Source organism: Lysinibacillus sp. FSL W7-1291, assembly GCF_038593415.1.
In the GTDB taxonomy this organism is placed as follows: Bacteria; Bacillota; Bacilli; order Bacillales_A; family Planococcaceae; genus Lysinibacillus; species Lysinibacillus fusiformis_D.
Genome location: NZ_CP151994.1, coordinates 2953229 through 2973019 on the forward strand (window position 1 = coordinate 2953229; position 19791 = coordinate 2973019).

Genomic DNA, 19791 nt, shown 5'->3' on the forward strand with positions numbered 1-19791 from the left:
AGTTAAGAGGGTAGCCCTATATAGGTACTACCCTCTTTCTACATAGAAAAAACGCTGTCGTCTTTTAATTTGACAGCGTTTCATGCTTACAATCTGGACATTTGCCATATATTTCGAACTTATGATTTTCAATTTCATAGTCAGGCAATTTTTCTCCTAGCATTTCCATTGGGCAAAGATTCAGCTCTTTGACGTTGCCACAGTCCATACAGATGAAATGATGGTGATGATGGGCAGATTCACAGTGCATACGGAAGTTACGTTCTCCTGATAGCTCCGTTTCTTCTAAAATCCCCAGCTTCACAAAAGTAGCAAGGTTGCGATAAATAGTATCAAAACTCATTCCTGGAAAATCTTTTTTTAAAACGTCCAATAAATCGCGGGCCGTCAGATATTTATCTGTTGCAGCAAACATATCTAATAGTAACTCCCGTTTATCTGTTTTTTTATAGCCATTTTCTTTTAATATTTCCCACGCTCTTGAAACATTCATTGCGCTACCTCCCCCTGCTTTGCAGCCATTTTAAACGCTACTTTCTTTCCTAGGATTACCAGTAACAAAATCAAAATCGAAGTGACAACAATCGTACCACCCGGCGCTAAATCCATATAAAAGGCACTAATTAGACCAATTAAGACAGCCGTTTCTCCAAAGAGGATAGCATAGATGATCGTTTGCTTAAAGCCTTTTGCCAAGCGCATTGCAGCTGCAACAGGTAACGTCATTAATGATGACACAAGTAAAATCCCTACTATGCGCATACTTGCTGCAATGACAAGTGCTGTCACAATCATAAATAAAAGATGAACCCAACGTGCCGGCAGTCCACTAGCTTTTGCATATTCCTCATCGAAAGATAAAACAAATAATTCTTTAAAAAATAAAAACAAAAAGACAATGACAACAGCTGCAATTCCGATTACAACCCATAAGTCTTGGCGTGACACTGCAGATACCGAGCCAAATAAATAGCTCATTAAATCTGTGCTAAAGCCACTAGCCAGCGAGATGAAGATGGCACTTATGCCGATACCACCTGACATAATGATGGGAATGGCCAACTCCTCATAGTGTTTATACAAACGTCTTAGACGCTCAATTAAAATAGAGCCACTAACAGAGGCTAGTATTCCTAGATAAATAGGATTGAGCATGGCTAAGGCTGTTACAGACTGGCTGATATATAAGCTCCCCGCAATTCCTGCAAGTGTTACATGTGACAAAGCGTCCGCAATTAAGGATAACCTTCGTACAACAATAAACACACCTAATAATGGAGCAAGAATGCCAATTAATAATCCAGAGAAAAAGGCATTTTGTAAAAATTCATAGTTTAAAATTGCTTCAATCATGGTGCCTACTCCTTCTAATGAATCTTTCTCACGGAATGACCATACCAAGCGTCTAGCGCATCCTGGGAGATATTATCAAAGTCATTTTTATAGCCGTGGAAGTGAATGGTTTGATTTAAACATGCCACATGGCTAATGCGATTCGATACCGTATCGACATCGTGTGTGACAAGAATCATGGTAATTCCTTGTTCCCGATTCAATTTCGCCAGCATATCATAAAATGACTGCACATTCTCATGATCAATGCCGACAGTTGGCTCATCTAAAATGAGTAGTTTTGGATCACTAACTAAAGCTCTTGCAATAAAGACGCGTTGTTGTTGTCCACCAGATAGCTCGCCAATGTTACGATGCATAAAAGCATCCATGCCAACTGCTTTTAAAGCTGCTTGAACTTTCCCTTTAGCATCTCGCCCTGGTCTTTTAAAGAGCCCTATTTTTTTCGTTAATCCACTTTTCACGACCTCTTGCACAGTTGCTGGGAATCCGGAATTAAAGGCATTAGATTTTTGAGAAACATAGCCAATCCATTCACGATGCTTGAAGGTTGCACTTGGTTCACCAAATAATTTTATTTCTCCAGACAAAGGCTTTAATAAACCTAAAATGATTTTTAATAGCGTTGATTTCCCAGAACCATTCGGACCGAGAAGTGCTAAAAAATCACCCTCTTCTACACGAAAAGAGATGTTTTTTAAAACGTGTGTATAGTCATATTGAAATGACACATTTTCAATATCAATAAGTGTTGTTTTCATGCATGATCGCTTCTTTCTAATTCAAAATCATTACGATTTACAAATTGTAAGTATAAAGGAAAGTGCAGTTTTTGTAAAGAAAAGAAGACAGATGCTTTTTCGAATGGGCTGATTGCGCGTGTGTACATGATGTCATGAAAATAAAACGCGATAAAGGAGGATTGACTTTGAGTATTCAATTTTTACAGCAATTGTCACAAAGCACAGATAAGGAAATTGTCGCGATTGCTCGTGAAGAAGGCTTTAACATTACGACTTCGGAAGTCAAAAAACTTCGACCTTATTTGGAGCAATTCTCATTTTCTTGGCTTTTTTTAGGCATTCCAAAGGACATTCTAGTAGAAGTTGAGGCGGTTTTAGGAAGAAAGCGCTCTCGTCAACTCATCGCATTGTTTACAAAGTAAAAAGAAGCCCGAAATCAGTGTACTATACTGATTTCGGGCTTCTTTATCTTGCTCCATATCGGGTATTAGCCTTTTAACGCTTCAATATGCTCAGGCTTAAATGTACCACTTCGTAACATTTCAATTTCAACTTTATACGGAGCTACCTTAGATTTTCCATCACTATTTAGCGGCACAAATGGTGTTTCTAAAATTTTAGGAACATTCATCAATTGCGGATGGTGCACCACATAGTTTAGGGCATCAAAGCCAATATGACCAAAGCCAATATTTTCGTGACGGTCTTTACCAGCACCTCGCACATTTTTTGAATCATTAATATGCAAGACTTTAATGCGATCCACACCGATAATTTTATCAAATTCGTTTAATACACCATCAAAATCTTCCACAATATTATAGCCAGCATCATGTGTATGACAAGTATCAAAGCAGACAGAAAGACGTTCGTTATGAGTGACGCCATCTATAATTTTCGCGAGCTCTTCAAAGGAGCGTCCACATTCTGTCCCTTTCCCTGCCATTGTTTCTAAAGCAATTTGAACGGGATAGTCTTGTGTTAATACCTCATTTAAGCCTTCAATAATTTTCGCAATCCCAGCGTCAGCACCAGCACCGACGTGAGCACCAGGATGCAAAACAATTTGCGTTGCTTCCAGTGCTGCTGTACGTTCAATTTCAGATTGTAGAAAATCAACCCCAAGGCGGAATGTTTCTGGTTTTTCTGTGTTGCCGATATTAATAATATAAGGTGCATGCACAACAATATTCGTCATGCCGTGCTCTTTCATATGCAGGAGACCATTCATAATGTTTAAATCCGCAATGGCTTTACGACGCGTATTTTGCGGAGCTCCTGTATAAATCATAAATGTATTAGCACCGTAAGATAGTGCCTCTTTACTAGAGCCAAGCAGCATTTCTTTCCCACTCATCGAAACATGTGAGCCAAGTAACATGTAAAAGCCCCCTTATTTTTTACCTCGTGCTTTTAAGCGACGTTCACGTTTTTTAATTTTTTCCATTTCCCATTTCATATTACGTTTATAGCCAGGTTTAACTTTTTTAGGCTTACGCACTAACGCTTTCGCTTTCACATCGATTTCATTCTCTTGCTTCACGCGATTTTTACGTGCGTGACGTTCTTTTAACTCAGACCATTCGCCATCTTTTACGTCTTTTTGCACAAATGGAATGCCCATTTTTTCGACACGAACTACTGCATCCTCATCAGACGGTTCAAATAAAGTAATGGCTGTTCCTTTATTGCCTGCACGTGCTGTACGTCCAACTCGGTGAATGAAGAATTCCAAGTCCTCTGGAATTTCATAGTTAATAACATGAGAAATTCCTTGAATATCAATACCACGTGCCGCTAAATCAGTAGCAACAATGTATTGATAGTCGAGTTCACGAATTTGCTTCATCATCTTTTTACGATCACGTGGACTTAAATCACCATGAATTTGGCCACAACGGATGCCATGCTCATTTAAATAACCAGCAACATGCTCTGCCGTTTTACGTGTGTTAGTAAAAATAACGGCTAAAAACGGATTGATACCTTCAATGACTTCTAATAAACGTTTGTTACGAGATTTTGAGCGCACTGGCACAAGTACAAAATCGATACCTTCTGCCACTGGTCGTTTATCATTCATATGGATGTGCACTGGAGCTTCCATATATTTCTTTAAAAATGGCTGAAGTTTTTCTGGAATCGTTGCAGAAAAAACATACATTTCAAGCTTTTCTGGCATCTGTGAAGCAAATCCATCAATCTCTTCTATGAAGCCCATATCGAAAGCTAAATCTGCTTCATCGACAACTAACATTGGTGCCGTATGCACAAATAACGCTTGTGCTGAAACAAGATCACGAATACGTCCAGGTGTTCCAACAACAATTTGAGGTTGTGTTTTTAATTTATCAATGGAGCGTTGTTTGTCCGTACCCCCAATAAATAGTTTCGCTTGAATAGCAGTTCCTTCTATTAATTGATTTAAAGCATCAAAAATTTGCTGTGCCAGCTCTCGTGTAGGGGAAGTAATAACGGCCTGTACTTCCTGTTTTTCTGCATCAATACGTTGAACAATTGGAATTAAAAAACTATGTGTTTTCCCTGTTCCTGTATGTGCCTGTCCAATGGCACTCTTCCCTTTTAATAAAAGTGGAATAATTTCTTTTTGAATTGGTGTCGGTTCTGTAAAGCCAAGTTTTGCAATGGCGTCCTGCAAAAATGGCTGAAAATTATAATCAGTATATTTTGACATCATTCGTTCCTCCTAACATCTTTCTCATTGTACCATGATTCGAACTTTAAGGTATATTTACGTCCTATTTCTTACAAGCATAAACATAATTTTAGTGTTTTATAATCACCGTAACAAAGCCCTTATCAAAGGTACTTGAAATACGCAGAATATGCAATCAAAAAAGCGCTGTAACAATGTTCGAAAACGCTAGTAATATGTAATTTTTATGTCAATTTATAGTGAACTAATGATTAGCATATTTCCCACATGTTATGATGGTGCTGTAAGATATTATAGGAGGTTGAGATTATGAAAGCAGCAAGATGGTATAAAGCAAAAGACATCCGTGTAGAAAACATTGAAGAACCAGTCATCACACCTGGAAAAGTAAAGATTAAAGTACATTGGACAGGCATTTGTGGTAGTGATTTACATGAATACGCAGCTGGGCCAATCTTTATTCCAGTGGAGCAACCTCACTATGTAAGTAAAGATATCGCACCAATTGTTATGGGACATGAATTCTCAGGAGAAGTCGTAGAAATTGGCGATGGTGTAACATCCGTTAAAGTGGGAGATCCTGTCGTTGTTGAACCGATCCTTGCATGTGGTGAATGTGCAGCGTGTAAAAAAGGGAAATACAATATTTGTAAACACCTAGGTTTCCACGGTTTATCAGGCGGTGGCGGAGGATTCTCTGAATATACAATGGTAGATGAAAAAATGGTTCACAAAATGCCAGAAGGTCTTTCTTATGAACAAGGGGCACTTGTAGAGCCAGCAGCAGTTGCCTTACATGCAGTACGTCAAAGTAAATTGAAAGCTGGCGACAAAGCGGCTGTATTTGGAACAGGTCCAATCGGGCTTCTTGTGATCGAAGCATTACGTGCAGCAGGCGCAGCAGAAATATATGCTGTAGAGCTTTCAGCAGAGCGTGCCGCAAAAGCTTTAGAACTTGGTGCAACAGCCGTAATTAACCCTAAAGACGAAGATGCAGTAGCTCGTCTACATGAATTAACAAACGGCGGCGTAGACGTTGCCTTTGAAGTAACAGGTGTTCCAGTGGTATTACAACAAGCCATTGATTCCACAACTTTTGAAGGCGAAACAATCATCGTATCTATTTGGGAGTCTACTGCATCTATTCAACCAAACAATCTTGTTCTATCAGAGCGTTCAGTCAAAGGAATTATCGCGTACCGTGATATTTTCCCAGCAGTAATGGAGCTCATGACACAAGGTTACTTCCCTGCGGACAAGCTTGTCACAAAACGCATTGCACTTGATGAAGTGGTGACAGAGGGTTTCGAGGCATTAATGAAAGAGCGAAATCATATTAAAATCCTTGTAAATTCACAAGCTTAATATAGAGAGACAGGTAGAGAGGCTTCCTCTACCTGTTTTTTAATCTTTAACTTTATCCATTTTCCCCTTAATTTCCAGATTCGCCATAAGGAAGTTCACCTTATTTTCTCCAAATACTCCTAATGTACGTTTTTGTATATTTGCCTCTATAATTTTATTAATTTCTTCCTTTGAAAGCCCACTTGCTTGGGCAATTCGGTCCACTTGTATTTGTGCCGCCTTCACACTAATATGTGGGTCTAATCCTGAACCTGAGGCAGTCATTAAATCAGAAGGTATATCTTGTCGTTGTACGGATGGATTTGCAAGTAAAAACTTCTCGATATCTGCCTCTATCCGTTTCTTCAATTCTGGATTCGTTGATGCATAGTTAAATGTACCTGAGCTAACACCACTGTAGCTCACTTCGCCATTGTCATCTGGTAGCATATCCTCTTTCGTATAAATATTATAGTTAACAGATGAAACACGCCCCCAGAAATATTCTGGAGCAGTAAAATTTTGACCGATTAATTCAGAACCAACCGCTTGACCGTCCATTTCGATTAAACTGCCATTTGCTTGTTGATGAAACACCCCTTGGGCTAAAGCTGTCACGGCAAACGGGTATATTAAACCACATATAATGAACATGGCGATTGTTATAAGTAATGCCTGCTTAGAACTATCAAAAATTTTTCGCATATAGCTTCCTCCCTATAATCCAACTATACGAAATAATGGTCCTACTAGTAGATCAATGATTTTAATGCCAATAAACGGTGCTATTATTCCGCCAACACCGTACACAAGCAAATTTTTATTCAATAATTTCGCGGCACTCATTGGCTTATACTTAACGCCTCTCATGGCGATTGGAATAAGCAATGGAATAATGACCGCATTAAAAATTAAGGCAGAAATAATGGCACTAGTAGGTGAATTGAGATTCATAATATTTAATGCTTTCATCTCAGGTACAGCAACCATTAGCATAGCTGGAATAATAGCAAAATATTTTGCGATATCGTTTGCAATACTAAATGTAGTTAAAGCACCGCGAGTCATTAGCAACTGCTTGCCAATTTCGACAACTTCAATAATTTTAGTTGGATTTGAATCTAAATCAACCATATTCGCAGCTTCCTTTGCTGCATTGGTTCCTGAATTCATGGCAAGCCCTACATTCGCCTGTGCCAGTGCTGGCGCATCATTCGTACCATCACCCGTCATCGCTACAACTTTACCTTGTGCCTGCTCGTCTTTAATCACTTGGATTTTATCTTCTGGCTTACTTTCTGCAATAAAGCTATCTACGCCCGCTTCCTTTGCGATTGCTGCTGCAGTAAGTGGATTATCACCCGTACACATAATCGTTTTAATGCCCATTGCACGAAGTTGTTCAAAGCGTTCCTTCAGTCCAGCCTTGACGACATCCTTTAAATAAATGACCCCTAAAATTTTATCGTTTAACGCTACTAACAGTGGTGTCCCACCAACAGAAGACACTTGTTGAACCAATTGATCCAAATTGCTAGGAATGCTATGACCTGCTTTCATACATTCTTTTTTTATCGTATCAGTGGCTCCCTTTCGAACTTTAGTGCCATCTAGTGTATCTAAACCACTCATTCGTGTCTGTGCGGTAAATGGAATATGCTCACTTGACTTAATCATGTTTTCTTCACTGTCCGTATTTACCCCTAATTGGGTGGCCAATGATAAAATAGATTTCCCCTCTGGTGTATCGTCTGTTAGAGAACTTAGCCATGCAGCTCGAATTAAATCCTTAGTTTCCACCCCTTTTACTGGTAAAAACTCAGCTGCCATGCGATTTCCATACGTGATCGTTCCTGTTTTATCTAGGATTAATGTATCTACATCTCCACATGCCTCTACCGCTCTACCAGACATCGCAATAACATTAAATTGTGTTACTCTATCCATTCCTGCAATTCCGATCGCCGACAATAATCCACCAATTGTTGTCGGAATTAGACAAACTGTCAGGGCAATTAATGTAGCGATAGAAATCGGCACATTTAAATAAGTTGTCATTGGGTAGAGTGACACCACAACTAATAGAAAAATAATCGTTAAACTTACAAGAAGTGTGTTAAGTGCTATTTCATTTGGTGTTTTCTTGCGACTAGCTCCTTCAATAAGCGTTATCATTTTATCTAGAAATGATTCACCAGGCATGGAAGTAATTTCGATTATCAACCAATCACTTGTCACCGTCGTCCCGCCCGTAACTGACGAAAAATCTCCGCCCCGTTCTTTCACTACAGGAGCAGATTCACCTGTAATTGCGGATTCATCTACAGTAGCAATTCCGTCAATGACCTCCCCGTCATTGGGAATGATCTCTCCAGCTTGAACTAACACCATATCGCCTTTTTTTAATTCATGTGACAGTTTAAAAATTTCAGAACCATCATTTAGCAAAACACGTGCCTGTGTCACTGTCTTTGTTTTTTTTAATGTTTGGACCTGTGCTTTCCCTCTTCCTTCTGCAATCGACTCTGCAAAATTGGCAAATAGAATCGTAACAAATAGAATAATAGCTACAATACCATTATATAATCGTGCATGTTCTCCACTCTCATTACCAAACAAATTTGGAAAAAGAACTAATAGTAACACGAACAAAAATCCTACCTCCACAACAAACATAACAGGATTCTTCAGCATATATATGAGGCTAAATTTCTTAAAAGCATCTATTAATGCTCTTTTTAGTATGACGCCAGTCATAAAACTTTTTCTTGCTGTTTCCATATGTGTCTCTCCTCATTAAGAATAAAGTTGTAAGTGCTCTGTAATTGGACCAAGTGCTAAAGCTGGTAAAAATGTCAGCGCACCAATCATCAAAACGACAGCCACAAGTAAAAAAGTAAAAGTTGTCGTATCCGTTTTTAATGTCCCTACTGAATCGCTATGCCTTACTTTATTAGCAAGTAAAGAAGCGATAGCTAATTGAATAATTATAGTTACATAACGACCAAAGAACATAGCAAAACCTGTTGTTATATTCCAAAAGGTTGAATTATCCGCTAAACCTTCGAAGCCAGAGCCATTGTTGGCAGAGGCAGAGGCAAATTCATATAGAACTTGTGATAATCCATGTGCCCCTGGATTCGTTATTCCAGCTATTCCAGATGGTGTTGCAACCGCAAGTGCTGAAAAGAGCAAAATAATAGCAGGATGAATTAGAATACAAAGAGCAATTAATTTCATTTCTTTTTCTTCGATTTTTTTACCTAAAAATTGTGGAGATCGACCAATCATTAGACAGGCAATGAAAATGGTCAGCAGGACATACATCATCATGTTCATCAGGCCAACTCCTTTGCCTCCGAACACAACATTGAGCATCATATTAAACATAGGTACTAGACCACCAAGTGGCGTTAAAGTATCATGCATATTGTTAATAGACCCTGTAGTAAATGCAGTCGTTACAGTCGTAAATAATGCCGATTGTGCTACCCCAAAGCGTATTTCTTTTCCTTCCATACTCCCAAGCTCCTGTGTAATGCCGAGTTCACTAATGAATGGATTACCAGCCTTCTCTGCAATGTACACAGTCACTAATCCTACGAGGAACAATATACTCATTGCCGTAAAAATAGCTAACCCCTGTTTTCCAAAAATAGTTTTCTCTTTTCTGTAGGCAACCATCAGACTAAAAGCGATGACACATGCCCCTGGTAATAACATCATAGATAACATCTCTACTATATTTGAAAGAACGGTCGGATTTTCAAAAGGTGTGGTTGAATTGGCTCCGTTAAAACCACCACCATTTGTCCCTATATGTTTAATAGATTCAAGAGAAGCAATAGGTCCAAGTGCAATATCTTGCAATTTACCCTCTATTGTTTGTACTGTTTGATTGCCATTGAAGGTTTGGGGTGATCCTTGAGATACTAAAATAAGAGCCACAACAATGGAAAAAGGCATTAAAATACGAGTAATAACACGAACAAAATCGACAAAAAAATTCCCTATCGTATCTGTTTTAGCTACTAATCTACGACAGAAAGCCATACAAGCGGCATAACCTGTAGCTGCTGATGTAAACATCATAAAAGTAATGACTAGCATCTGTGATAGATAGCTGAGTCCAGATTCACCACTATAGTGTTGAAGATTTGTATTCGTTATAAAAGAAATAATTGTGTTAAACGAAAGAGTAGCTTCCATGTTGTCAATATTATTTGGATTTAAAAATAGTAATGCTTGAATGCGTAGTATTATATATCCCACAAACACCATCATGGCATTTGAAATAATTAATGAAAGTACATATTCTTTGCCCGTCATATCAAGTCGTTTAATGCCGCAAACTTTATAAATTGCTGCGTCGACTTTATCTAATAGAGGATCAAGCCAAGTTTTTTGTTGTAATGTTACTCGATATAAATAATGACCCGTTAAAATAACGAGCGGTAGATAGATAATGAGTACGATGGCTATTTGCCACATAGTGTGTCCCCCCAGCCTTTAATAATTTTCTGGATAAAGTAATGCATGCCCTAAATAACCAAATAGAAATACTAGTACTACTCCCATAAAAATCCACAAATTGACTTCCTCCTCGTTACTCTTCTACTAGTTTGTAGCACCATACTGTTAACGCCAAAACACAAGCAAAGCTTATGATTAGTAAGCCCATCATAAAAAAATCCATCAATCGTAACACCTCTTCTCCTTAAGGATGCTCTCATCATACTGACTTTCAAATTAATGTAGTGTTAGGAAATCCTTTTTTCTATTAAGAAAGGATAAAGAAGCAAAATCTTTACACTTTCTTAATGGAAGTTAACGCTATAATACAAATGAGGTGAAAGAGGATGGAAGATAAACGCCCAACTCCAGAGATGTTTCTTGCGAGGCTTCAACAGGAGGAACAAACTAAAGGGAAATTAAAAATCTTTCTCGGCTATGCTGCAGGGGTAGGTAAAACTTATGCCATGTTAGATGCGGCACATCAGGCACAAAAACTCGGTAAAGATGTAGTGGTTGGCTATGTGGAGCCGCATCCTCGTCCAGAAACGTTAGCATTACTAGAAGGACTTGAGCAAATTCCTACAAAGATAATAGCCTACAAGGGAAAAATATTTCAGGAATTGGATATAGATGCCGTATTGCAGCGCCAACCAGAAATTGTCCTGATCGATGAATTGGCCCATTCTAACGTGCCAACGATGCGGCACAAGAAGCGTTTTGGAGATGTTGAAGAACTACTTGCTAAAGGGATACATGTTTTTACAACTGTAAATATTCAGCATATTGAAAGTCTTCATGATTTAGTAGAAGAAATCACTGAGATTAAAGTGCGAGAACGTATTCCTGATTATTTAATTGTTCAAGCTGCACAAATAAAAGTGGTCGATATTGAACCAGACGAATTAATTCAACGTCTGCAAGATGGAAAGGTATATGTCAAGCAACAGGCAGAGAAAGCTTTACATTCTTTTTTCCGCAGACAAAATTTAGTATCACTACGGGAAATCGCATTACGACGAACAGCCGATACAATCAACTATCAACAATTAAACAGTAACGAATCTGTCAGAAATTATGTACAAATTGAAGAACACTTACTTGTAGGAATCAGTAGTTCTCCTACAAATGCAAAAGTGATTCGAACTACTGCAAGGCTTGCACAAGCCTTACATGGCAAATTTACCGCTCTCTATGTTCAAAACATGCAGGCACATGAAAGAAATCACGCCGATTCAGAACGCTTACAACAGCACATCAAACTTGTTGAACAGCTTGGCGGTCATGTTGTCATTGTTCAAGAAGATGACGTAGCCGCAGCCCTTGCCAACTATGCTCAAGTTAGTGGTGTCACTAAACTTGTCATCGGTCGAACAAGTATGAGAAAAAAATGGTGGCAGCCAAACACCAAAATTAGTGATCGCCTTAACGAATATGTGCCGAATTTATCTATACACATAGTGCCAGATCAAGAAAATGAACAATTCTACTTTCCTAGTATCAAAAATAAACTGGCATTTGAATGGCTTGATCTATTTAAAATGTTTATCGTATTTAGCGTAATATCCATAGTCGGCTTATATTTGTATTCCATTGATATTAGTGAGCCTAATATTATAACCATTTATATTCTAGGTGTTCTCATTCTTGCTATTTGGTCATCAGGATGGATAATGAGCATTATTAGCTCTATCGTTGCTGTTTTACTTTTTAATTATTTGTTTACAGAGCCACGGTTTTCATTTGATGCGTATCATCGTGACTATCCTATGACTTTTTTTATCATGTTTCTCTCTGGTGTAATTACAAGTAGTTTAACGAAAAAGATCAAGGCGCAAACTACTATAGCCATACGGAAATCTTATCGAATGGAAGTACTCCTTGAAACGAATCGGAGACTGCAACACGCAAAGTCTATCGAAGAAATTATTACGGAAGGTATGACTCAAATTGTCAAATTAGTAGAAAAACCTGTGCAATTTTTTGAAATAGACAATCAGGTAATTGGGAAATCTACTTTTTTCCGAACGGAGAAAATATCTGCAATAGAAAATCAAAAAATAGCTACACTTTTCAATAATCCAAACGAGCATGGCGTCGTGAGCTGGGTGACGAATAATAAGCATGTAGCTGGTGTATCAACAGATATATTTCCTGAAGTGAGTGCTTACTATATACCTGTTATTTCTAATAGTCATGTTAAGGGGGTTATTGGTATTGCACTGTCTAAATTATTGCCTCTACCTGCATTTGAACGCAATATTTTGCACGCCATCATTAATGATTTTTCATTCGCAATGGATAAATGGTATTTACAGAAGCTCAATGAAGAAGTAGCGCGAGAGGCTGAAATGGAGCAGATGCGAGCTAACCTGTTACGGGCCATATCCCATGACCTTCGAACACCGCTTACTGCTATTTCTGGAAATGCGGATATCTTACTGAATAATGCATCATTAATACCTGATAGTGAAAAAAACAAATTATATGAGGATATTTTTAATAATTCAAAATGGCTTGTCCAAATGGTAGAAAACTTACTAGCTGTTTCTAAGCTAGAGGATGGACAATTTGCTTTAGAAATGCAAATGGAATTAGTAGAAGATATTATTCAAGAGGCTCTTTCCCATGTTGTTCACCAAAACAATTCTCATAAAATATCCTATCAAATAGAACCAGAATTTTTATTGAGCCTAATGGATGCTAGATTGATTATACAGGTTTTCGTCAATATCATTGATAATGCATTGACTTACACCCCTCCAGGCAGTGACATTACTATCTCGGTGAAGGAATGTGATGGTTTAGTAAATTTCAGCATTTCGGATAATGGGCCAGGAATTGATGATTCCTTAAAAGGTAGCTTATTTGAGCCGTTTACGACTGGCAAGGTCCAACGCAGTGATAGTAGACGAGGACTGGGGCTAGGCTTAGCACTGTGTCAAACAATTTTAAAGTTACATGGTAGTCACATAACTGTTTCAGATAATAAACCGCAAGGAACAATTTTTAACTTTTCACTGAAAAAGGAGTAAAGAAATTTGATGAATAAACGAATTCTAGTAGTAGAAGATGATGTGGCCATTGCCAATTTAATTAAAATGACATTATCTACCCAGCATTATGAATTCGACATTGCTCAAGATGGGAACAGTGCACTTCAAAAAGCTATTACCATGAAACCAGATGTTTATATTTTAGATTTAGGACTACCGGACATGGATGGTGTAGAGCTTATTACAAAAATTAGAAGTTGGACTCAAACGCCCATTATTGTCGTCAGTGCGCGTGGGGAAGAATATGATAAAATTAACGCTTTGGATGCAGGTGCAGATGATTATGTCACGAAGCCCTTTAGTGTGGAAGAATTATTAGCAAGAATTCGTGTAGCATTGCGCAGAGCAGCCTATGAACATCCACCTGAACAGGAAAGTTCAACATTTACCAATGGTTATCTTCAAATCAATTATGTCAATCAAACAGTATTAGTGAATGGAAAAGAAATACATGTCACACCTATTGAATATAAACTTTTAGTTGTTTTATCCAAGCATGTTGGAAAGGTTCTAACCCATAATTTTATTTTAAAAGAAATCTGGCATAATGCCCTTCAATCAGATATTCCAAGTTTACGAGTTTTTATGGCAACACTTCGAAAAAAAATAGAAGCCGACCCAGCACAGCCTAAACTTATACAGACACATGTGCGAGTCGGCTATCGAATGCTTCGCTATCATGAAGATGAATAAAATAAGAAGATCGAAGCAGAAGGTTTATTTGCACTTCTGCTCTTTCATTGATGAATTCGCCTTAGAAATTATCGCACCCCACCATTAGCCTTTGCATATCATAGCTATAGTCAGGTATGTCATCAATGAAAAACAAGTAGAAAGGAGATCATTATGGTATTTCGACAACCTTATCCATACCCTATGTATCCGGGTGGCATGAGAATGCCCATGCCCATGCCAACACCTTCACAGATGTCGCCACAGTCCTTTTTTCCGCCTGGAGGCTTCCCTGTTCCACCACGAATTCCAGGCGGCTTTCCAATGGCTAATGGAATAGGTTCCTTTGGAGGGCAAATGCCGATGCCACCTGTGCAAGAAGCTTCGAAAGTCGGTTCGTTTTTACAGCAAGCCAACAGTTTATTCAATACGGCTAAAACCTATACCCCTTATATCCAACAAGCCATGCCGATGGTGAAAAATATTCCATCTCTTTTAAAATTGTACAAAGGATTCCAAGGACTTCCTTCCGCTGGAGCTGGCGCTGAAGCAGCAGGTAGTGATAGTAAGGCCGCTACTGGAAGTAGACGATCATCTAGGCAAAGTGCATCATTTACGCCAGCTGAACCACTTCCATCCAAACCACGTATTTTCCAACCACCTATGTAAATGAACGTTTCTTTGTATTCACCGTCCCTGTCCGTTATAATGTAGATAGGTAAGCTTGAAAGGAGTCACAACCATGCAAGTATTGAAAATTAATCCACGTGGCTATTGCTACGGTGTTGTCGATGCGATGGTGATCGCACGTAATGCCGCACTTGATAAAACATTACCAAGACCTATCTACATCTTAGGGATGATTGTGCATAATAAACATGTCACAGACGCGTTTGAAGAGGATGGTATCATCACGTTAGATGGTGAAAACCGCCAAGAAATTATTGAGCAAGTTGAAACAGGTACGGTCATTTTCACAGCACACGGTGTTTCACCAGAAATTCGTGAAATTGCGAAGCGAAAAGGCTTAGTGTCCATTGATGCTACATGTCCTGATGTAACAGTTACTCACGATTTAATTCGCGAAAAATCTGCAGAAGGCTATGATATTATTTACATTGGTAAAAAAGGACATCCCGAGCCAGAGGGTGCCATTGGCGTTGCTCCGGATCATGTCCACTTAGTGCAGTCCTCTATTGATATTGATGCGTTACAATTAACGAACGATAAATTACTTGTCACAAATCAAACGACAATGAGCCAATGGGATGTCGCCCATTTAATGGATAGTTTAAAAGAAAAGTTCCCACATATAGAGGTACACAAAGAGATTTGTTTAGCTACACAAGTTCGTCAAGAAGCTGTTGCTCAGCAAGCAGGAGAAGCGGATTTACTAATTGTTGTAGGTGATCCTAAATCAAATAACTCCAACCGTTTAACACAAGTCTCTGTAGAAATTGCAGGAACACCATCCTATCGAATTGCTGACGTTTCAGAGCTAAAAATAGAATGGTTAAAAGGCATTAACATTGTAGCTGTCACAGCAGGTGCTTCTACGCCAACACCGATTGTAAAAGAGGTTATTTCCTTCCTTGATCAATTTGATGAAAATGACCCTTCTACACACGAGATTAAGCGTACGGTAACATTAAATAAAATCCTGCCGAAAATTAAAACGCCAACACCTGTTGATAAAATATTGCCTTATTAATTAATAGCTAAAAAATCCTGGTTGCCATGATGACAATCAGGATTTTCTCTATTTACTAAAATAATAGTTGATAGGGCGACCAATGCCTCCATAATGGACATCCATTGTAATCTCCTCTTGCTTCTCTAAATAATCCAAATATCTTCTGGCCGTTACACGGGCAATTCCTATTCCACTTGCTACCTCTTCAGCCGATGCACCATCTACCGATTGTAAAAAGTGCACCACCTTTTCGAGTGTTGTACGATTAAAACCTTTTGGAAGATTTTTCTCTGATTGTAGTGTATGTGATAGCTCTATGTTATTTTTTTCATCACGATAATGAAATAACTGATCCAATTCTCCCTGTGTAAGCTCTCGTTCTATTTGTGTTTGCTTCTTAAAGCGTAAATAATTGTCAAGTGTCCCTTTGACTCGTTCAAATGAAAATGGCTTCATAATATAATCAAAGACACCTAGATGCAGTACCTGTTTCACCGTCTCCATATCATTCGCAGCCGTTACAGTGATGACATCCACTGGTAAATCCAGCTCGCGTATTTTGCGTAAACTCGTAATACCATCTTGCTCGGGCATAAAAATATCCATAAAGACTAAATCAGGCTGATGATGACGAATTTGTGTAATGCCCTCTAAGCCATTAGATGCCTGTCCAATCACTTGAAAATGTTCTACCTTTTCAATAAATTGACGATTTACCTCTCGCACCATTGGATCATCCTCAATTAATAATACTTTGATTTGTGCCACTGTCTGCCCTCCATCCAATTATGAATAATAAAAGGTGATTAAAAAACTTGTCCCTTTGTTGGGTTCACTGATGACTTCAATATCACCCTGTCCTTTTTCAACGATTTCTTTTATTAGGAACAACCCTATTCCACGGTAGTTTTTCTCTTTTGTAGAATAACCATTGTCAAATATGTGCTGTTTGACCTCTTCCGTCATGCCAACACCGTTATCCGTTACTAAAATCGCAAGGACATCCTCATCTTCATCTACTGAAACATGAATCACTTTCTCCTCAACCTGTACATCTTTTAATGCATCAAATGCATTCTCGATTAAATTACCAAATAGAATAACGAAATCATGATGATCCAAATTAGGTGGGAAGGATGTTAATCGACTTTCACGATCAATCTCTAGTCGAATTCCTTGTTCTTTAGCATAAGAAATTTTACTAAGCAATAGCCCAGAAATATTTTCATTTTTTATACGTTCATTTAAAAAATTCGTGATTTCATCATGTTCTTCCTTCACTTGCGTTATATAAGTGAGTGCCTGTTCATGATGACCGAGCTGTAAAAGACCTGCTATCGTATGCAGTTTATTTTTATGCTCATGCGTTTGTACGCGCAGAGCTTGGACAAAAGCTCGAACGCCCGTTAGTTCTTCTGCAAGCTTTTTCACTTCCGTACGGTCTTTAAACATGGCTACTGCCCCGACGGTTTCCCCATTAACCTGTATCGGAATTCGGTTACTCATAATACTGTGATTATTAATATATAGCTCACGATTAAATAATGGCTGATCTAGCTCTAAAATTTCTGGAAGTCGTGTATCAGGCAGGACATGAAAGATTTTCTGACCAATTAGTACAGAGGGTTTTTCATGAACACCTAATATATCACAAGCTTTTTCATTAAAAATTGTGATGGTCAAATCATTGTCGATGGCAATGATGCCTTCATGCATGGCATTAAATGTTTCTGTACGCTCCACATACATTTTGGCAATTTCATGAGGCTCTAATCCAAACATTTGCTTCTTCATATGAAGCCCTAAAGTTCGTGCACCCCATACACTAAAGATTAAAGATAATAGAACAGTAATCATCAGCTCTGTTTCCATTGATTGTAGTAATTCCACTACTGTAAGTACACTGAACCCCACTACCGTAACACCGATTTGTTGACCTTCTTGATTCATAATCGGTACAAATGCACGCACCATATCACCATGCTCTCCACGAGCGATCGACGTATAATAATGCTCAGAAAACGCAGCGTTTAAATCACCCGATTGCGATATTCGACCAAGTTCCTGGCTATTGGGGTGAGAATATTTTCGACGTTCCATATCAAGAACAACAATATACTTTGCTCCATTGATATCACGAATTTCTTCTACTACAGGGTTAATATGTTGAATGGCCTCGAGGTGATTTTCGCTAGCAATATACGTTTTTATTTCAGGAAGCTGTGAGACGGTTTTGGCCACTAGTAGTGCTTGATCACTTAGTTTTGTTTTCTGTTCATTCATTACAAACCCTAATAAGAAAGTACCACCAATACTAAAGGAAAGCATCAGAATAAAAAACGTCAGTGACATGATTTTTCTCTGCATCGATAACTTTTGAAATTTCAAGATGACCGCCTCCCTCCTACTATATTTTAGCGTACTCCATATGTTAGAATAACAAAAACATCAGAAAATACGAATAAATTGGGTGTATTCAATGAAAAAATTTATTATAGGAACGATGATTACTGTCTTTGCTTTAATCGTTACCATTAGTATTCAGCAAGGATTACTCTTTGCCAAGCCACTTCCCTATGATGATGAGCAAAATGGGTTAGACACACAAATAACGATTCATTTGAGTCATGTAGTTGCTGAGAATACGCCTAAAGGACAAGCGGCCAATAAATTTGCTGAGCTAGTAGAAGAAAAAACAAATGGGAAAGTTAAAGTACATGTCTACTCAAATTCTTCTTTATTCAATGATGAAAATGAGTTCCAGGCTTTACAAAAGGGAGACGTAGAAATGATTATTCCTACTTTTTCGAAGATGACCGCTTATGTTCCTAATTGGCAGGTATTGGATTTACCTTATTTATTTAAGACAGATGATGAAGTCAAGGAGGTTCTGACGGGTTCTATAGGTGAACAATTAGTCAACGAACTAGAGCCGTTTCATATTAAGGGACTTGGCTTTTGGTACAATGGCTTTAAGCATTTAACCTCTTCTGATCATCCTATCCATACATTTAAGGATTTACAGGGCTTACGTGTGCGAACGATGCCTAGTAAAACATTGGAAAAGCAATTTGAAGTGGTCAAAGCAACGCCTATGCCCATTTCCTTTAGCGAGGTTTTTACAGATTTAGAGAAGCATGCGATTGACGCGCAGGAAAATACAGCATCGAATATTTACTCAAAAGGTTTTTACAAAGTACAGAAACATATGACCATCACCCAGCATGGTATTTTGGGCTATGCTGTGTTAATGAACGAAACCTTTTGGAATTCCTTGCCTGTAAAAATTCAACACCAATTGTTGGATGCCATGAAAGAAACAACAGATTGGCAATTTGAACAGGCTGCACTGATGAATGAAAAAGATATGCAGAAGCTTAAACAGCAAGATGACTTTGATGTTTATACAATGAGTCCACTAGAAAGACAGCGCTTTAAAGAGCAGCTTGCGCCTGTCTACGATTTTTATAAAGCCCATATTCAAAATGATCGCATCTTAACAGAGATTGAAAAAATCGTTGCGCCTTAATACTTTTGTTCATTAATGAAAGATCCTTACTAACCGTAAGGATTTTTTCTTTTGTATTATAATAGATTAGATAATCTCAAATCTACTATAAAACAGCCTGAAACCCCTGTTATTACTAGCTTTATCTCTCCCCTCCCTAAAAAATGAACAAAATGAACAATACAAACATTACGGTCATAAACACTATTGTCGGAAAATTTCAGCTATGATAA

General features: G+C 38.3%; 17 protein-coding genes. 7 read left to right on the forward strand and 10 right to left on the reverse strand.

Going from position 1 to position 19791, the window contains the following annotated elements; translation table 11 throughout:
* Window positions 1-64: 64 nt before the first annotated feature.
* From NST76_RS14335 to NST76_RS14345, 3 genes are read right to left on the reverse strand one after another with little or no spacing between them, the layout of a single operon-like run.
* Entirely contained in the window at window positions 65-493 is a 429-nt protein-coding gene (locus tag NST76_RS14335) for a Fur family transcriptional regulator (protein WP_036120410.1), read from the reverse strand.
* Window positions 490-1353 carry a metal ABC transporter permease gene (locus NST76_RS14340; RefSeq protein ID WP_036120412.1) on the reverse strand — a complete coding sequence of 288 codons (864 nt, stop codon included), beginning with the start codon at window positions 1351-1353 and terminating at the stop codon, window positions 490-492. The genes NST76_RS14335 and NST76_RS14340 overlap by 4 nt, the downstream gene beginning before the upstream one ends.
* A 14-nt stretch (window positions 1354-1367) precedes the next feature.
* Window positions 1368-2114, reverse strand: coding sequence for an ABC transporter ATP-binding protein (locus NST76_RS14345; protein ID WP_036120413.1), 747 nt, complete (start codon window positions 2112-2114; stop codon window positions 1368-1370).
* A 167-nt stretch (window positions 2115-2281) separates the two neighbouring features.
* Here NST76_RS14345 and NST76_RS14350 point away from each other — a divergent pair, with 167 nt between their 5' ends.
* The gene (locus NST76_RS14350) at window positions 2282-2518 is read left to right on the forward strand and encodes an endonuclease IV (RefSeq protein ID WP_036120418.1); all 237 of its coding nucleotides are present in this window, start codon (window positions 2282-2284) and stop codon (window positions 2516-2518) included.
* Between the two features lie 65 nt (window positions 2519-2583).
* On the opposite strand, the gene NST76_RS14355 is transcribed toward NST76_RS14350, so the two are convergent.
* Window positions 2584-3477 (reverse strand): deoxyribonuclease IV, encoded by an 894-nt coding sequence (locus tag NST76_RS14355; protein WP_036120421.1) that lies wholly within the window; start codon window positions 3475-3477, stop codon window positions 2584-2586.
* A 12-nt stretch (window positions 3478-3489) separates the two neighbouring features.
* Window positions 3490-4791 (reverse strand): DEAD/DEAH box helicase, encoded by a 1302-nt coding sequence (locus NST76_RS14360; protein ID WP_036120423.1) that lies wholly within the window; start codon window positions 4789-4791, stop codon window positions 3490-3492.
* A 291-nt stretch (window positions 4792-5082) separates the two neighbouring features.
* Between NST76_RS14360 and NST76_RS14365 the strand changes: the two genes are divergently transcribed.
* Window positions 5083-6138: a 2,3-butanediol dehydrogenase gene (locus tag NST76_RS14365; RefSeq protein WP_036120426.1), complete on the forward strand. Its 1056-nt coding sequence runs from the start codon at window positions 5083-5085 to the stop codon at window positions 6136-6138.
* Between the two features lie 39 nt (window positions 6139-6177).
* Here NST76_RS14365 and kdpC read toward each other — a convergent pair whose 3' ends face one another.
* The 3 genes from kdpC to kdpA are packed head-to-tail and all read right to left on the reverse strand — an operon-like array spanning window position 6178 to window position 10608.
* Window positions 6178-6822 carry a K(+)-transporting ATPase subunit C gene (gene kdpC, locus NST76_RS14370; RefSeq protein ID WP_058844120.1) on the reverse strand — a complete coding sequence of 215 codons (645 nt, stop codon included), beginning with the start codon at window positions 6820-6822 and terminating at the stop codon, window positions 6178-6180.
* Window positions 6823-6834: 12 nt separating this feature from the next.
* Window positions 6835-8898 (reverse strand): potassium-transporting ATPase subunit KdpB, encoded by a 2064-nt coding sequence (gene kdpB / locus NST76_RS14375; protein WP_342544068.1) that lies wholly within the window; start codon window positions 8896-8898, stop codon window positions 6835-6837.
* 15 nt (window positions 8899-8913) lie between these two features.
* A complete protein-coding gene (gene kdpA / locus NST76_RS14380; RefSeq protein ID WP_271910340.1) occupies window positions 8914-10608 on the reverse strand; it encodes a potassium-transporting ATPase subunit KdpA in 1695 nt (564 codons plus the stop codon).
* Between the two features lie 368 nt (window positions 10609-10976).
* On the opposite strand from kdpA, the gene NST76_RS14385 reads away from it, so the two are divergent.
* The 4 genes from NST76_RS14385 (at window position 10977) to NST76_RS14400 (ending at window position 16068) form a co-directional block, all read left to right on the forward strand.
* Window positions 10977-13664 (forward strand): sensor histidine kinase KdpD, encoded by a 2688-nt coding sequence (locus tag NST76_RS14385; RefSeq protein ID WP_342544070.1) that lies wholly within the window; start codon window positions 10977-10979, stop codon window positions 13662-13664.
* Between the two features lie 9 nt (window positions 13665-13673).
* Window positions 13674-14378: a response regulator transcription factor gene (locus NST76_RS14390; RefSeq protein ID WP_036120442.1), complete on the forward strand. Its 705-nt coding sequence runs from the start codon at window positions 13674-13676 to the stop codon at window positions 14376-14378.
* Between the two features lie 153 nt (window positions 14379-14531).
* Window positions 14532-15026, forward strand: coding sequence for a VrrA/YqfQ family protein (gene vrrA / locus NST76_RS14395; RefSeq protein ID WP_036120445.1), 495 nt, complete (start codon window positions 14532-14534; stop codon window positions 15024-15026).
* Between the two features lie 73 nt (window positions 15027-15099).
* On the forward strand, window positions 15100-16068 hold the full coding sequence (locus NST76_RS14400) for a 4-hydroxy-3-methylbut-2-enyl diphosphate reductase (RefSeq protein WP_342503604.1): 969 nt from the start codon (window positions 15100-15102) through the stop codon (window positions 16066-16068).
* 48 nt (window positions 16069-16116) lie between these two features.
* On the opposite strand, the gene NST76_RS14405 is transcribed toward NST76_RS14400, so the two are convergent.
* Both NST76_RS14405 and NST76_RS14410 read right to left on the reverse strand, forming a co-directional pair.
* Complete coding sequence (locus NST76_RS14405; RefSeq protein WP_036120451.1) at window positions 16117-16818, reverse strand: response regulator; 702 nt, start codon at window positions 16816-16818, stop codon at window positions 16117-16119.
* A gap of 18 nt (window positions 16819-16836) precedes the next feature.
* Window positions 16837-18378, reverse strand: a complete 1542-nt coding sequence (locus tag NST76_RS14410; protein WP_180957793.1) for a sensor histidine kinase — start codon at window positions 18376-18378, stop codon at window positions 16837-16839.
* A gap of 151 nt (window positions 18379-18529) precedes the next feature.
* Here NST76_RS14410 and NST76_RS14415 point away from each other — a divergent pair, with 151 nt between their 5' ends.
* A complete protein-coding gene (locus tag NST76_RS14415; RefSeq protein WP_036120455.1) occupies window positions 18530-19579 on the forward strand; it encodes a TRAP transporter substrate-binding protein in 1050 nt (349 codons plus the stop codon).
* Window positions 19580-19791 lie beyond the last annotated feature (212 nt).

Coding starts and splice junctions, on each gene's coding strand:
- vrrA (WP_036120445.1), top strand. CDS start 14,532: ATGGTATTTCGACAACCTTATCCATACCCTATGTATCCGGGTGGCATG.
- NST76_RS14385 (WP_342544070.1), top strand. CDS start 10,977: ATGGAAGATAAACGCCCAACTCCAGAGATGTTTCTTGCGAGGCTTCAA.
- NST76_RS14400 (WP_342503604.1), top strand. CDS start 15,100: ATGCAAGTATTGAAAATTAATCCACGTGGCTATTGCTACGGTGTTGTC.
- NST76_RS14360 (WP_036120423.1), bottom strand. CDS start 4,791: ATGTCAAAATATACTGATTATAATTTTCAGCCATTTTTGCAGGACGCC.
- NST76_RS14415 (WP_036120455.1), top strand. CDS start 18,530: ATGAAAAAATTTATTATAGGAACGATGATTACTGTCTTTGCTTTAATC.
- NST76_RS14355 (WP_036120421.1), bottom strand. CDS start 3,477: ATGTTACTTGGCTCACATGTTTCGATGAGTGGGAAAGAAATGCTGCTT.
- NST76_RS14345 (WP_036120413.1), bottom strand. CDS start 2,114: ATGAAAACAACACTTATTGATATTGAAAATGTGTCATTTCAATATGAC.
- NST76_RS14340 (WP_036120412.1), bottom strand. CDS start 1,353: ATGATTGAAGCAATTTTAAACTATGAATTTTTACAAAATGCCTTTTTC.
- kdpA (WP_271910340.1), bottom strand. CDS start 10,608: ATGTGGCAAATAGCCATCGTACTCATTATCTATCTACCGCTCGTTATT.
- NST76_RS14390 (WP_036120442.1), top strand. CDS start 13,674: ATGAATAAACGAATTCTAGTAGTAGAAGATGATGTGGCCATTGCCAAT.
- NST76_RS14410 (WP_180957793.1), bottom strand. CDS start 18,378: ATGCTTTCCTTTAGTATTGGTGGTACTTTCTTATTAGGGTTTGTAATG.
- NST76_RS14335 (WP_036120410.1), bottom strand. CDS start 493: ATGAATGTTTCAAGAGCGTGGGAAATATTAAAAGAAAATGGCTATAAA.
- kdpC (WP_058844120.1), bottom strand. CDS start 6,822: ATGCGAAAAATTTTTGATAGTTCTAAGCAGGCATTACTTATAACAATC.
- kdpB (WP_342544068.1), bottom strand. CDS start 8,898: ATGGAAACAGCAAGAAAAAGTTTTATGACTGGCGTCATACTAAAAAGA.
- NST76_RS14365 (WP_036120426.1), top strand. CDS start 5,083: ATGAAAGCAGCAAGATGGTATAAAGCAAAAGACATCCGTGTAGAAAAC.